Raw genomic sequence first — 13,197 nt, 5'->3', positions numbered from 1 at the left:
GCGAGTTGCGCTCACGGTGTGGCGCAACTTCTTTGATCTCTTCGCGAATGATGTCATTGCACAAGTCAACGCATTCATCGCAGACATACACAGACGGGCCGGCGATCAGCTTACGCACTTCATGCTGGCTTTTGCCGCAAAAAGAGCAGTACAGCAGCTTCCCCGAACCGTCTTTGCGTTTATCAGTCATTTACTTCCCCCTCATTGTCACACTCACCTTCCCACCAGGGGTTAGTTACGCAGGCCGCCACCAGAGCTATCTGCGCAGGCAACGGCTACATGTCACAACATGTTTAATCAGTTACGCTGGGACAGCACAGAATCCACTAAGCCGTACTCGACGGATTCGCTGGCCGACAGGAAACGGTCGCGGTTGGTATCGCGCTCAATGGTTTCGATCGTCTGCCCGGTATGTTTTGCCATCAGCTCGTTCATCATCTGCTTGGTCTTGATGATTTCACGGGCATGAATGTCAATGTCTGACGCCTGGCCCTGGAAACCGCCCAGCGGCTGGTGAATCATTACGCGTGAATTCGGCAGGCAGTAACGCTTGCCCTTCGCTCCGGCCGTCAGCAGGAACGCTCCCATCGAACAGGCCTGGCCCATACAGATGGTGCTAACGTCAGGTTTGATAAACTGCATGGTGTCGTAAATTGACATCCCTGCGGTGATGACGCCACCAGGAGAGTTAATGTAAAGGTGGATATCCTTTTCTGGATTCTCCGCTTCCAGAAACAGCATCTGCGCAACGATCAGGTTGGCCATATGGTCTTCGACCTGGCCGGTCAGAAAAATAATGCGCTCTTTCAGCAGGCGCGAGTAGATGTCGTAAGAACGCTCTCCACGAGAGGTTTGTTCGACCACCATTGGCACCAGAGCCATGTGAGGTGCAGTTAGTTCACGTTCGCCGCTGTATGACATTATCGTCTCCTGGATAAATTTCATTTGGCAACACTCTGTAGCGATTCTACTTGAGAGCGATCAGGAACACTATGATTCCAGGCCTTACACCCGATGCCGTCCGGACAGTTATCGGGCCTGATGACTTCGTTGTACCAATTTGGGGATGATCCCCCGCTGTTTCAAGCATAACAACGTTTTTATCAACTGCTAACCAGGAAAAGTAGCTTAGTCGATAATTTGCAGATTAAATGCGCAAATAGCCCATAAAAGCAGTGGGATTTTACCCCATAAACGACAAAAGCCCGCTGCCAAAAGGCAGCGGGCTCAACGTCAACCTACAGAATTCAGAATCAGGCCGTAGCAGTCTGGTTCATCAGTTCCTGGAAGTTAGTGGCTTTTTCAGTCACTTTCGCTTTTTCCAGCACAGCTTCAACAGCCTGCTCTTCCAGCGCAACGTTACGCATATTGTTCATCAGCTCGTTGTTTTTGCTGTAGAACTCGATCACTTCAGTTGGATCTTCGTATGCAGAAGCCATCTCTTCGATCAGCGCTTTAACACGGTCTTCGTCAGCTTTCAGCTCATGGGTACGAATCACTTCGCCCAGCAGCAGGCCAACAACGACGCGGCGTTTAGCCTGCTCCTCGAACAGTTCACGAGGCAGTTCCAGAGCCTGCTTCTCGTTGCCACCAAAGCGCTGTGCAGCCTGACGCTTAAGCACGTCAATTTCGCTGTCGATCAGAGCAGCAGGAACATCGATGTCATTGGCTTTCACCAGACCGTCGATTGCCTGAGTCTTCACGCGGTTACGTACAGCACCTTTCAGCTCACGCTGCATGTTCTTACGCACTTCGGTACGCAGACCCGCTACAGAACCATCTTCAACGCCGAAACGCTTGATGAACTCTTCAGTGAACTCTGGCAGTTCGCGCTCTTCAACTTTCTTCAGTACGATTTCAAACTTCGCTGCTTTACCTTTCAGGTTCTCAGCGTGGTAATCGTCCGGGAAGTTAACGTCGATAGTGAAGGTTTCGCCCGCTTTGTGGCCAACAACACCTTCTTCGAAACCTGGGATCATACGACCCTGGCCCATTGCCAGTACGAAGTCAGACGCTTTGCCGCCTTCGAACTCTTCGCCGTCTACAGAACCGGAGAAGTCAATGGTTGCACGGTCTTCAGCCGTCGCTGCGGCGTCGGTTTCTTTCCAGGTGGCCTGCTGCTTACGCAGGGTGTCCAGCATGGTGTCAACGTCAGCATCAGTCACTTCTACAACCGGTTTTTCAACTTCGATTGCTTCCAGACCCTGCAGTTCAACTTCCGGGTACACTTCAAACTCAGCTGAGAATGTGAAGTCTTCACCGGTTTTGTATTCGCCTGGCACGTACTTTGGTGCGCCAGCCGGATTGATTTTTTCTTTGATGATCGCATCGACAAAGCCGCGCTGCATCAGATCGCCCAGGACGTCCTGGCGAACAGAAGCACCGTAACGCTGTTCAACAACAGTCATCGGCACTTTTCCTTTGCGGAAACCGTCGATGCGCACTTTCTTAGCTACGCTGACCAGCTCACTTTTCACCGCGTTTTCGATCACATCTTTATCTACGGTAATCGTTACGCGACGGCCCAGGCCCTGAGTTGTTTCTACTGAAACTTGCATCTTATTACCTCAAAAAATCACGTGCTCGGTCAACTTCAGACAAACACCACTGGAGGACCAGAGTGTATCTAAGAACCGGGACGGCTTCTGATTCCAGAACCACATTCCCTGTTTCACAGAAGCATCCCGAAGACATTCCGGAAAAAAATAGACGCAGCATTATAGCGGCAACGTCTTAATGAGTCGAGGCTACACTCTCGCCCGGACCCCGCTACTTTTTACATTTTTGCTGCCAAATCGCAAGAATTTGCTGACTGCTACATTTTTCAGGCTCTATAAATGAAAAAACGGCCAACAGGCCGTTTTCATTTTTTGTGCGTCGGGTCAGGCCAGCGTACCGGCACCACGGCAGTTTGGTGAGGAGGGAACGGTATCTTGTAACCCCTCCCACTCTTTCAAGGTATAACTGTGAAGTGCCAGTGCGTGCACACTGCCGGCCAGCTCATCTGCCAGTACACCGTAAATAGCCCGGTGGCGAGTCAAAAAACGCTGATCGTTAAAGCTGTCGCTAACAATCACCACTTTGAAGTGACTCTCAGCGCCCGCAGGCACGTTGTGGCGGTAACTCTCATCATGCACCTCAAGATGCACAGGAGAAAACGCCGTTCGTAACTTTTCTTCTATCTGTTCACGGATCATACCTGTACTCCTCTGATGCAGAGAACTGCGCCCCATCCCTTTAAATCGTAGTCGGTTTTTGTGTAAAACCGACGCACTTTACCGTTTTTTTCCTGATGGCATTTAATTTCAACCGCCACCATGCAACGCATCGACTAACTCGAGGTCGAATGCTTGAGTCTCATTAAGTCTGAAAATTCCGCAACGCGATGAATTTACGCTCGATCGGGGCTTCCCCTGCCGACAGGCAATGATATGATGACCGCAGTTTTGTCAGCAATACTACTCACGTAATCGAGAAAATAAGCATGTTAAAAAAATTATTTTTCCCTCTGCTGGCCGTGTTAATCCTGGCTGGCTGCGCAGGGAGCAGCAATACGCTCGACATTTCACCAAAAATTCAGTTGCCACAGCGTGACCCAAGTCTGATGGGCATCACTATTAGCATCACGGGTGCCGATCAGCGTAGCGATCAGGCACTGGCGAAGGTTAACCGCGATGGTCAGCTGATTACGCTAACCCCCTCTCGCGACCTGCGCTTCCTGTTACAGGAAACACTGGAGAAACAGATGACCGCACGCGGTTATATGGTCGGCCCAAGCGGAGCTGTTGATCTGCAAATCGTGGTGAATGGCCTGTACGCTGATGTTACTCAGGGTAATGTGCGTTACAGCATCACGACGAAAGCGGATATCTCAATCATCGCTACGGCTAAAAATGGCAGCAAGCAGGTGAAGAACTACCGCCAGACCAGCAGTGTTGAAGGCGCGTTCGCCGCGAATAATCAGAAAATCACCAATGTCGTCAACAGCACCCTCGGTGACGTGATTGCCGACATGGCGCAGGACACCAGCGTTAACGACTTTATCAAGCAAAACGCGCGTTAATCTCTCTGGCCCGGCAGGACGCCGGGCCTGATGTAAGGTCCGTATGCCTAATCACTATCTGCACATCTTTACCCGACGCAACTCTGCCCTTCTTTTATTACTCGGTTTCGCTTCCGGGCTGCCGCTGGCGCTCACTTCTGGAACGCTCCAGGCCTGGATGGCTGTTGAGAATATCGATATTAAAACCATCGGGTTCTTCTCCCTCGTCGGGCAAGCCTATGTCTTTAAGTTCCTCTGGTCACCGCTGATGGACCGTTACACGCCGCCGTTTCTTGGGCGCAGGCGTGGCTGGTTGCTAGTCACTCAGCTGTTGCTGATCGTGGGGATCGCCCTGATGGGCTTTATGCAGCCTTCACGTGACCTGACTCTGCTGGCGGCGCTGGCAGTATTGATCGCATTTTGTTCGGCCTCTCAGGATATTGTGTTTGATGCCTGGAAAACGGATGTCCTGTCCGCCACTGAACGCGGTAGCGGTGCGGCGATTAGCGTACTGGGCTATCGGCTGGCGATGCTGGTCTCCGGTGGACTGGCGCTGTGGCTGGCCGACCGTTTTCTCGGCTGGCAGGCAATCTGGTGGCTGATGGCCGCCATGATGCTGCCCGGAGTGATAGCAACCTTACTGGCTAAAGAACCAGATGCTACGGTTGATCGCCCACATACGCTGGAAGAAGCCGTTATTGCGCCACTGCGCGATTTCTTCAACCGTAATAATGCCTGGCTGATCCTGTCACTGATTGTCCTTTATAAGCTGGGCGATGCTTTCGCTGCCAGCCTGACCACTATCTTTCTGATACGTGGGGTTGGGTTTGATGCAGGCGATGTCGGGTTGGTCAACAAAACACTTGGCCTGGTCGCCACCATTATCGGCGCACTGGCTGGCGGTGTGCTAATGCAACGTCTTAACCTGTTCCGCGCCCTGATGCTGTTCGGTATTTTACAGGCAGTGTCCAATCTGGGTTACTGGGTGCTGTCAGTAACTGACAAACACCTTTACAGCATGGCTGCCGCGGTAACCGTGGAAAACCTGTGTGGTGGTATGGGTACTGCGGCCTTCGTGGCACTGCTGATGACGTTGTGCAATCGCTCGTTTTCAGCCACTCAGTTTGCCCTGCTCTCCGCGCTCTCAGCGGTGGGCCGCGTCTATGTTGGCCCCGTGGCGGGATGGTTTGTTGAGTCGTGGGGCTGGCCGACGTTTTATGCTTTCTCCGTGGTGGCCGCACTACCCGGATTGCTGTTGCTGCTCGGGTGCCGTTCAACGCTGGAATATGCACAAACTCACCCAGACTTTCTGCCGCGAACCGCCTACCGCTCAGGCTATCGCTGGGCAGTGCGAGGGCTGATTGCGGGCTGTGTACTACTCGCAGTCTGGCTGCTGGTGCTGGCGATTAACGCGCTGGATTGGCTCCCACTCTCAGGGCTAAGTACCCCTCTGTTTGAAGCGGGCATTATTCTGGTGCTGGGTGGAATTGTGATGGGAACCCTGCTGGACTTCCTGGCGCTGCGAAAATCCCATACTGCATAGTAAATCAGCGATAATGTCTTTTCGTTCGAGAAATGTTAAGAAAATTATTTAGCTAACAATAGGTTAACAAATAGAGTGGCTTTTGCCGCACAGGGAGTGCGGACCGAAGATAACACATCAGGAAAGTTGATGACTTGACGAGAAATATTATTTTCATACTTTATTAAGTAAGTTAAAAAAATTCTTGACGATTGCAGCCCCTAATTTTCAGGTATTAAAACCCGGTACGTAATTAAATTTAGTTAATCAATATCACGCAATTGATAATAAATTGTTAAATAAATGGTACATTAAATGGCTGGTTATAGCGGATACAATTTTTGTACAGTTTTTCCTATCGGGTTTTGTTATATTGATGCCAACCCTTTGCCAGTATTCATATTTTGCCACTCCCGGCAACATATGCGACAGTCTTTGCAAAAGGTGTCAACACCCCGCTGACAAAACCTGTTGCAGGTTTACAGTACTGAAACCTTCCCGTAAAATGCTGCCACACTTAAACGACAATAGAGCCCTTGTCATTGAGGTCGTTAAATGAGACTCAGGAAATACAATAAAAGTTTGGGGATTTTGTCATTAATCGCAAGCATGATTTTGTTAAGTGGTTGTGATAGTGCGTTATTAAATCCCAAAGGACAGATTGCCATGGAGCAACGTTCGCTGATTTTGACGGCCTTCGGCCTGATGATGATCGTCGTAATCCCCGCAGTCTTAATGGCCGTGGTGTTCGCCTGGAAATATCGGGCATCTAACACCAATGCGAAATACAGCCCAAACTGGTCCCACTCGAACAAAGTGGAAGCCGTAGTATGGACTGTGCCGATCTTGATCATTGTCTTCCTTGGCATTCTGACGTGGAAATCAACCCACGCACTGGAACCTAGCAAGCCACTGGCATCTGACGCGAAACCTATCGTGATCGAAGTTGTATCTCTTGACTGGAAATGGATGTTCATTTACCCGGAACAGGGTATTGCTACCGTTAATCAGATTGCTTTCCCGGCAAACCGCCCTGTGAGCTTCAAGATTACCTCGAACACCGTCATGAACTCCTTCTTCATTCCTACGCTCGGTAGCCAGATTTATGCGATGGCGGGTATGCAGACAAGATTAAACTTGATTGCGAATGAAGCAGGTACCTTTGATGGTATTTCCTCGAACTTCAGTGGTCGTGGTTTCTCTGGTATGAAGTTTAAAGCGATTGCTACTCCTGACGAAGCCTCTTTCGAGCAGTGGGTTGCTAAAGCGAAACAGTCACCAGACACCCTCATGACAATGGATGATTTTAATAAGCTGGCTGCGCCTAGCGAAAATCACCCGGTGGAATTCTTCTCAAGTGTGAAACCTGAACTGTTTAAAGACATTATTGGTCAGTTCAAGATGAACCACGGCGGAAGCATGGACATGTCCCACGGCGAAGGCCACGAAGGCATGGATATGAGCAATGCCGCTCACGCGGGAGCCGAGGAATAATACGATGCTTGGAAAATTAACACTGGATGCAGTGCCGTATCATGAACCGATTATCATGGTTACGGTTGCCGCCATTATTCTTGGCGGTTTGGCGCTAGTCGCCGCACTGACTTACTTCGGTAAGTGGAAATATCTGTGGACCGAGTGGCTGACCTCAGTTGACCACAAAAAACTCGGTATCATGTACATCATCCTGGCATTTGTCATGCTGCTGCGCGGTTTTGCCGATGCGGTAATGATGCGTACCCAGCAGGTACTTGCCTCTGCGGGTGAAGCCGGTATTTTGCCACCGCACCACTACGACCAGATCTTCACCGCTCACGGCGTGATCATGATCTTCTTCGTAGCGATGCCGTTTGTTGTTGGTCTGATGAACATTGCTGTTCCATTACAGATCGGCGCACGCGACGTGGCCTTCCCGTTCCTGAACAACCTGAGCTTCTGGTTCACCATGGTTGGTGTAGTTCTGGTTAACCTGTCACTGGGTGTGGGCGAATTCGCACAGACCGGTTGGCTGGCTTACCCACCACTTTCGGGGGCGGAATACAGTCCGGGAGTCGGTGTTGACTACTGGATATGGAGTCTCCAGCTCTCCGGTATCGGTACGACCCTAACAGGTATCAACTTCTTCGTAACTATTATGAAGATGCGTGCACCTGGCATGACCATGTTTAAAATGCCGGTGTTCACCTGGGCTTCCCTGTGCACCAACGTGCTGATTATCGCCGCGTTCCCGGTTCTAACCGTGACTTTGGCTCTGTTGACCCTTGACCGTTATCTTGGTTTCCATTTCTTTACCAATGATATGGGCGGCAACATGATGATGTACGTCAACCTAATTTGGGTTTGGGGTCATCCGGAAGTTTACATCCTGGTTCTGCCGGTCTTCGGTGTGTTCTCGGAAGTTGTTGCTACCTTCTCGAAAAAACGCCTGTTTGGCTATACTTCACTGGTTTGGGCAACGGTAGTTATTACCATCCTGTCCTTTATCGTGTGGCTGCACCACTTCTTCACCATGGGTGCAGGCGCGAACGTTAACGCCTTCTTCGGTATTATGACGATGATCATCGCCATTCCGACCGGTGTTAAAATCTTCAACTGGCTGTTCACCATGTACCAGGGCCGCATTGAAATGCACTCCTGTATGCTGTGGACCGTTGGCTTCCTGGTCACCTTCTCTGTAGGTGGTATGACCGGGGTACTGCTGGCCGTGCCAGGTGCAGACTTCGTGCTGCACAACAGTCTGTTCCTGATTGCCCACTTCCATAACGTGATTATCGGTGGTGTGGTGTTCGGTTGCTTTGCTGGTGTGACTTACTGGTTCCCGAAAGCATTCGGCTTCAAACTGAATGAAACCTGGGGTATCCGCGCGTTCTGGTTCTGGATCATTGGCTTCTTCGTTGCCTTTATGCCGCTGTACGTGCTGGGCTTCATGGGCATGACCCGTCGTATTAGCCAGGATATCGATCCTCAGTTCCACTCAATGCTGGTGATTGCAGCATGTGGTGCGGGTCTGATTGCTTGTGGTGTTGTTTGCCAGATTACTCAGTTCTATGTTTCGGTCCGTGACCGCGAGCAGCTGCGTGATGTGACAGGTGACCCGTGGGGCGGGCGTACTCTGGAGTGGGCAACCTCTTCACCACCACCGTTCTATAACTTTGCTGTTGTTCCTGAAATTCACGAGCGCGATGCGTTCTGGGAAATGAAGGAAAAAGGCGAAGCGTATAAGCAGCCGGCTCACTATGAAGAAATTCATATGCCGAAAAACAGCGGTGCTGGCGTCGTCATTGGTTTCTTCTGTGCGGTCTTTGGTTTTGCAGCGATCTGGCACATCTGGTGGCTGGTAGGCCTGTCATTCCTGGGCATGATCGTGTCCTGGATCGTCAAGAGCTTTGACGAAGACGTGGATTACTACGTTCCTGTTGCTGAAGTTCAGAAAATCGAAAATCAGCACTTTGACGAAATTAGCAAAGCAGGTCTGAAAAATGTCGACTGAAACTGTGACTAAACACCACGACGCCCATGCGGAGCATGGGCATCATCACCACGATACAGGCGCCAACAAAGTCTTCGGCTTCTGGATCTACCTGATGAGTGACTGCATCATCTTCGCAACATTGTTTGCGACGTATGGTGTGATGGTTAATAACACTGCGGGCGGCCCGGCAGGCAAAGACATCTTTGAACTGCCCTTCGTCCTGGTGGAAACCGCCCTGCTTCTGTTGAGCTCCATTACCTATGGTATGGCTGTTATCAACATGAACAACAAGCAGAAGGGTGCAGTTATCGGCTGGCTGGCGATGACCTTCCTGTTTGGTCTGGGCTTCATTGGTATGGAAATCTATGAATTCCATCACCTGATTAAAGAAGGCTTCGGTCCGGATCGTAGTGGCTTCCTCTCCGCGTTCTTCACGCTGGTGGGCACCCACGGTCTGCACGTGACGTCAGGCCTGATCTGGATGCTGGTGTTGATGTATCAGATTGCTAAACGTGGTCTGACTGATAGCAACCGCACCCGTATTATGTGCCTGAGCCTGTTCTGGCACTTCCTGGATGTGGTGTGGATCTGCGTATTCACCATTGTTTACCTGATGGGGGTTATGTAATGAGCCATTCAGCAACTGAGCATGGCGCTTCTCATGGTAGCGTGAAGTCTTATATGATCGGCTTTATCCTGTCGATCATTCTGACAGGTATCCCATTCTGGATGGTCATGGACGGCGGCGCTTCTAAAGCGACCATCCTCGCCGTTGTTCTGGTGTGTGCGGTAGTCCAGGTGCTGGTGCATCTGGTCTATTTCCTCCATCTGGACAGCAAGTCTGAGGGCGGCTGGAACCTGATTGCTATCGTGTTTGCAGCACTTATCATCCTGATTGTTGTTGTTGGCTCGCTATGGATTATGTGGAACCTCAACTACAACATGATGAGCCACTAACAGAGCTACTGTGATGATTAAGCAATACCTGCAAGTAACAAAACCAGGAATTATTTTCGGAAATTTAATTTCTGTCATCGGGGGGTTTCTGCTGGCTTCTAAAGGCAGCATTGACTATTCCCTGTTTCTCTTCACCTTAGTCGGCGTCTCGCTGGTGGTTGCATCAGGTTGTGTTTATAACAACTTTATCGACCGTGATATCGACAAAAAAATGGAGAGAACCAAGAATCGAGTGCTGGTTAAAGGCCTCATCTCTCCGAAATTAAGCCTGGTTTATGCAACCGTTTTGGGTATTGCTGGCTTCGCAATGCTGTATTTCGGAGCAAATCCGCTGGCCATGTGGCTGGCGGTGATGGGTTTTGTGGTTTATGTCGGCGTTTACAGCCTGTACATGAAGCGCAACTCCGTATACGGCACTCTGATTGGCAGCCTTTCCGGAGCTGCGCCTCCAGTGATTGGCTACTGTGCCGTCACCAACCAGTTTGATGCTGGTGCATTGATCCTGCTGGCTATCTTTAGCCTGTGGCAGATGCCGCATTCTTATGCGATTGCTATCTTCCGCTTTAAAGATTACCAGGCAGCCAATATCCCAGTTCTGCCGGTGGTGAAAGGTATCTCTGTGGCGAAGAACCATATCACGCTGTATATCATTGCGTTTATGGTTGCCACCCTGATGCTGACGCTAGTGGGCTATGCCGGGTATAAATACCTGGTTGTGGCTTCTGCTGTCAGCGTCTGGTGGCTGGGCATGGCACTGTCAGGTTACAAAACTCAGAACGATCGTGTCTGGGCGCGTAAGCTGTTTGTGTTCTCGATTGTTGCCATCACAGCGTTAAGCGTGATGATGTCTGTCGACTTCATGACCCCGGCTTCCAAAGACATGCTGACGTACATCAGGTAACAGTAAGCACATCTCTACTAAGGGCGCGATTTCGCGCCCTTTCTTTTTGTTACCACTCGCTTAAAAGTAATGTTTTACCCGCCCTCCCCTCACACATAAACTATACCCAAAATAATTCGAGTCCCCTCATGGGGCCTACTTTTGGGACATCGAGGCGGCAAGAGAATGAGCCCCGATGAGCTTACATCGGTAAGTGATTCGGGTGAGTAAGCGCAGCCAACAAAGATGTACCTTGAAGTATGACGGGTATATGTGTGTTCGACAGACTGAGGTAGTAATGAACGATAATAAAATGACTCCGGTCGAGTTGCGCGCGACATGGGGTTTGGGGACGGTTTTTTCCCTGCGAATGCTGGGAATGTTTATGGTATTACCCGTTCTTACCACTTATGGCATGGCATTGCAGGGAGCAAGCGAAGCATTAATTGGATTCGCCATTGGCATCTACGGTTTAGCGCAGGCCGTATTTCAAATTCCTTTCGGGCTTCTGTCTGACCGCATCGGGCGCAAACCGCTGATTGTTGGTGGATTATTGATTTTTGTTTTGGGTAGCGTGATTGCTGCCATGACCACGTCAATCTGGGGCGTCATCCTCGGGCGTGCCTTACAGGGTTCCGGCGCAATTGCCGCTGCAGTGATGGCTCTGCTGTCGGACCTGACGCGTGAGCAGAACCGTACCAAAGCGATGGCGTTTATCGGTATCAGCTTCGGCGTCACCTTTGCCATTGCGATGGTGCTCGGCCCGGTGATCACTCACACTTTTGGTCTGCACGCGTTGTTCTGGATGATCGCCTTGCTGGCGAGTGCCGGAATTATTATCACCCTTCTGGTGGTGCCGTCGACGTCGAATCACATGCTGAATCGTGAGTCCGGCATCGTGAAGGGCAGCATCCGCGATGTGCTGACCAACAGCCGTCTGGTGAAACTAAACATCGGTATTCTTTGCCTGCATATTCTGCTGATGTCGAGTTTCGTCGCACTGCCGGGGCAATTTGAGCAGGCAGGGCTTCCCCCCGCCGAACACTGGAAAGTCTATCTGTTCACCATGCTGATCGCCTTTGCCAGCGTGCTGCCATTTATTATCTATGCTGAAGTTAAACGCCGCATGAAGCGCGTCTTTGTCGGCTGCGTCGTGTTGATGCTGATAGCAGAAGTGGTGCTGTGGGGTGCCGGTAATCACTTCTGGACGCTGGTGATTGGCGTACAGCTGTTCTTTATCGGCTTTAACCTGATGGAGGCGATTCTGCCTTCTCTGGTCAGCAAAGAATCGCCACCTGGCTACCGAGGGACTGCGATGGGGCTTTACTCCACCAGCCAGTTTATCGGCGTGGCGATTGGTGGCAGCATGGGCGGCTGGGTTTATGGTCACATAGATGCGCAGAGTGTCTTCCTGATTGGTGCGTTGATAGCCGCCGCCTGGTTGCTGGTCAGCCTGAGCATGCAGGAACCGCCCTACGTCAGCAGCCTGCGCATTACGCTGGAAGCCAGTCATGAGGACAAAGAGAGTCTGGAGCAGCGTCTGAAAGCCCAGCCGGGCGTGGCAGCGGTGTTTATCGTGCCGGAAGAGCAAAGCGCCTACGTCAAAATTGACAGCAAAATAACGAACCGCGCCGAGATTGAGAAGTTGATCGCAGCGGCCGCATAATCCGCAGACGGGCGGACCGAAACAGAAGGCCCGCCCCCTGATAGCTACGATAACCGGGTAAAAAAAGAACCTCCTGGGTCGACCATTTTTTTCGGTCGACCTTTCTGGATAATCGTTTTTCCCCGATCGATCAGATCGTTAATCGCGGAAGTTTTTGAACTGGAACGGCTGCCCCAAATCCGCTTTACGCACTAACGCCATCGCAGCCTGTAAATCATCACGAGATTTACCGGTCACACGCAGTTCATCACCCTGGATCTGCGTCTGTACTTTGATTTTGCTGTCTTTAATCTGCTTAACCAGTTTCTTCGCGATGTCGCTTTCGATGCCTTTTTTCATTTTGGCTTCGACGCTCCAGCTCTTACCGCTGTGTACAATCTGCTCCGGGACGTCCAGGGCAGCCCCTTCGATCCCGCGTTTCAGCAGTTTTTCACGCAGAATATCCACCAGCTGCTTCACCTGGAAGTCAGACTCGCTTAATACTTTGATGGATTCATTTTTCTCAATCAGCTCAAAGCTGGCCTCGACACCGCGAAAGTCGAAACGGGTACCAATTTCACGGTTAGCAGTATCTACTGCGTTACGCACTTCCTGCATATCAATTTCAGAAACGATATCGAAAGATGGCATGATCTATTCTCCTGATACTAAAGTGACA

13 protein-coding genes are annotated in these 13,197 nt (G+C 50.8%); 8 read left to right on the top strand and 5 right to left on the bottom strand.

Going from position 1 to position 13,197, the window contains the following annotated elements:
* The 4 genes from ACFL9S_RS19205 to bolA form a co-directional block, all read right to left on the bottom strand.
* Nucleotides 1-190, bottom strand: a 190-nt coding sequence (locus tag ACFL9S_RS19205; protein ID WP_405263443.1) for a ClpX C4-type zinc finger protein, incomplete at its 3' end; no start/stop codon positions are given.
* Nucleotides 191-297: 107 nt separating this feature from the next.
* The gene (gene clpP, locus ACFL9S_RS19200; protein WP_133846319.1) at nucleotides 298-921 is read right to left on the bottom strand and encodes an ATP-dependent Clp endopeptidase proteolytic subunit ClpP; all 624 of its coding nucleotides are present in this window, start codon (nucleotides 919-921) and stop codon (nucleotides 298-300) included.
* A 332-nt stretch (nucleotides 922-1,253) separates the two neighbouring features.
* On the bottom strand, nucleotides 1,254-2,558 hold the full coding sequence (gene tig, locus ACFL9S_RS19195; protein WP_405263442.1) for a trigger factor: 1,305 nt from the start codon (nucleotides 2,556-2,558) through the stop codon (nucleotides 1,254-1,256).
* A gap of 324 nt (nucleotides 2,559-2,882) precedes the next feature.
* Nucleotides 2,883-3,197 carry a transcriptional regulator BolA gene (bolA, locus tag ACFL9S_RS19190; protein ID WP_133846317.1) on the bottom strand — a complete coding sequence of 105 codons (315 nt, stop codon included), beginning with the start codon at nucleotides 3,195-3,197 and terminating at the stop codon, nucleotides 2,883-2,885.
* 287 nt (nucleotides 3,198-3,484) lie between these two features.
* Here bolA and ACFL9S_RS19185 point away from each other — a divergent pair, with 287 nt between their 5' ends.
* The 8 genes from ACFL9S_RS19185 to ACFL9S_RS19150 all read left to right on the top strand — a co-directional run bounded on the left by ACFL9S_RS19185 (nucleotide 3,485) and on the right by ACFL9S_RS19150 (nucleotide 12,539).
* The gene (locus ACFL9S_RS19185; RefSeq protein WP_133846316.1) at nucleotides 3,485-4,063 is read left to right on the top strand and encodes a lipoprotein; all 579 of its coding nucleotides are present in this window, start codon (nucleotides 3,485-3,487) and stop codon (nucleotides 4,061-4,063) included.
* A 43-nt stretch (nucleotides 4,064-4,106) separates the two neighbouring features.
* A complete protein-coding gene (gene ampG, locus ACFL9S_RS19180; protein WP_405263441.1) occupies nucleotides 4,107-5,585 on the top strand; it encodes a muropeptide MFS transporter AmpG in 1,479 nt (492 codons plus the stop codon).
* A gap of 534 nt (nucleotides 5,586-6,119) precedes the next feature.
* Nucleotides 6,120-7,058, top strand: coding sequence for a cytochrome o ubiquinol oxidase subunit II (gene cyoA, locus ACFL9S_RS19175; RefSeq protein ID WP_405263440.1), 939 nt, complete (start codon nucleotides 6,120-6,122; stop codon nucleotides 7,056-7,058).
* A gap of 4 nt (nucleotides 7,059-7,062) precedes the next feature.
* Nucleotides 7,063-9,054 carry a cytochrome o ubiquinol oxidase subunit I gene (cyoB, locus tag ACFL9S_RS19170; protein ID WP_405263439.1) on the top strand — a complete coding sequence of 664 codons (1,992 nt, stop codon included), beginning with the start codon at nucleotides 7,063-7,065 and terminating at the stop codon, nucleotides 9,052-9,054.
* The gene (locus ACFL9S_RS19165) at nucleotides 9,044-9,664 is read left to right on the top strand and encodes a cytochrome o ubiquinol oxidase subunit III (RefSeq protein ID WP_133846312.1); all 621 of its coding nucleotides are present in this window, start codon (nucleotides 9,044-9,046) and stop codon (nucleotides 9,662-9,664) included. The genes cyoB and ACFL9S_RS19165 overlap by 11 nt, the downstream gene beginning before the upstream one ends.
* On the top strand, nucleotides 9,664-9,993 hold the full coding sequence (locus ACFL9S_RS19160) for a cytochrome o ubiquinol oxidase subunit IV (protein WP_133846311.1): 330 nt from the start codon (nucleotides 9,664-9,666) through the stop codon (nucleotides 9,991-9,993). Before ACFL9S_RS19165 ends, ACFL9S_RS19160 begins: the two co-directional genes overlap by 1 nt.
* 13 nt (nucleotides 9,994-10,006) lie before the next feature.
* Nucleotides 10,007-10,894 (top strand): heme o synthase, encoded by an 888-nt coding sequence (gene cyoE / locus ACFL9S_RS19155; RefSeq protein WP_405263438.1) that lies wholly within the window; start codon nucleotides 10,007-10,009, stop codon nucleotides 10,892-10,894.
* Between the two features lie 277 nt (nucleotides 10,895-11,171).
* Nucleotides 11,172-12,539, top strand: coding sequence for an MFS transporter (locus tag ACFL9S_RS19150; RefSeq protein WP_405263437.1), 1,368 nt, complete (start codon nucleotides 11,172-11,174; stop codon nucleotides 12,537-12,539).
* A 138-nt stretch (nucleotides 12,540-12,677) separates the two neighbouring features.
* Here the strand turns inward: ACFL9S_RS19150 and ACFL9S_RS19145 are convergent, their stop codons facing one another.
* Nucleotides 12,678-13,169: a YajQ family cyclic di-GMP-binding protein gene (locus ACFL9S_RS19145; protein WP_405263436.1), complete on the bottom strand. Its 492-nt coding sequence runs from the start codon at nucleotides 13,167-13,169 to the stop codon at nucleotides 12,678-12,680.
* Nucleotides 13,170-13,197: the final 28 nt, after the last annotated feature.

Source organism: Erwinia sp. AnSW2-5 (assembly GCF_045107195.1).
Classification (GTDB): Bacteria; Pseudomonadota; Gammaproteobacteria; order Enterobacterales; family Enterobacteriaceae; genus Erwinia.
Note: the sequence above shows the minus strand (reverse complement) of the source record. Positions and strands in the feature narration are given on the sequence as shown.